Annotated in this window: 2 protein-coding genes; both read right to left on the reverse strand. The window is 73.3% G+C overall.

Translation table 11 applies throughout. The features are described 5' to 3' along the window. Positions 1-208 (reverse strand): tryptophan 2,3-dioxygenase family protein (locus JHN63_RS51250; RefSeq protein WP_307782198.1); only part of this gene is annotated, 208 nt, incomplete at its 3' end. Then, positions 205-1,152: diiron oxygenase (locus JHN63_RS51255; RefSeq protein ID WP_200691970.1), on the reverse strand; the 948-nt coding region annotated here is incomplete at its 5' end. The genes JHN63_RS51255 and JHN63_RS51250, both read right to left, overlap by 4 nt.

Here is a 1,152-nt window from a genome sequence, read left to right on the forward strand (position 1 = left end):
CGTCGAACTCACGGACGCCCGCGACCGGATGCTCGCGGGCGTCCGTGAGTTCGACGAGGAGCTGCTTGAACCAGAGTTCGTGGACCTGGTGCACGGTGATGAACAGATGCTCGTCGTGCGCGGCGGCGGCCTGGGGCAACTGCTGGCCGAGGAGCTGGGGCAGCCGTAGATACGTGCCGTAGGTGAGGCTCGTGGTGGTCGGGTTCACGGGGTCTCCTCGTGGCCGTCGCCGAGGCCGTGGGCGGCGAAGTGCTCGCGGGCGCCGGGGAGTTCGAAGACGCCGACGGTCGCGCAGAGCCGGAGCGTCGAGCGGGCGGTGTCGTTCAGGCGGCGGGGGTCGGGGCCGGCCGCGCAGCAGTCGGCGGCGACCCGGCGCGCGGTGTCCGGGTCGAGGCCGGCCAGCCGCAGGGAGGCGCGGACGGGGGCGAGGTCCCAGGTCAGGGCGGTGCGGATCAGTTCGGGCAGGGCGTGTGCGGCGGCGGCGCGGTCGGTGGCGGAGAGGTGGGTCCAGACCTCGCGGAAGAGGGCGGAGAAGAAGCGGTGGTGGCGGCCCTCGTCCCGGGCGTGGTCGCGCAGCAGATCGCGGACGACACGTACGACGGACGGGTCGCCCGGCACCTCGTTCAGCACGGCCGTGATCAGCGTCTCGAACACCACCGCCTGGAGGAGTCCGGCGAGCGCGGGCGCGGCGGGCAGCGCGCGGTGCGCGGCGCAGCGCAGCCGGTCGACGAAGCCGCCGTAGTCCTGGTCCGGTATCGGGATGCCGGTCACGGCGGCGATCTGGTCGGCGAGGTCGAGGCTGTAGAGGGCGTGGTAGCCCTCGTCGCAGTAGACCTTGAAGGCGTCCGGGCGGAGGTTGGCGGGCAGGTCGAGTCCGGTGCGGCCGTTGGCCACGGCTTCGGCGGCCGTGTTGACGACCCGGGTCTCCAGGTGGGTCGTCGACAGCAGGAACTGGTAGAGGTGCCGCACGGTCAGCTCCCGCAGCCGCTCGGGGGGCAGTTCGCGTACGGCTTCGTGTCCGGCGTACGGGACGAGGGCGGCCGGGAAGAAGACCTTGCCGCGCTCGGTGTCCGCGTGGAACATCCGACGGACGCCGGTGCGGACGCCGGCCTGCTCGTACCAGCGGTCCAGGGGGCCGGGTGGGTGTGGGCG

The sequence above is a fragment of the Streptomyces sp. MBT65 genome, from assembly GCF_016612545.1.
GTDB lineage: Bacteria > Actinomycetota > Actinomycetes > Streptomycetales > Streptomycetaceae > Streptomyces.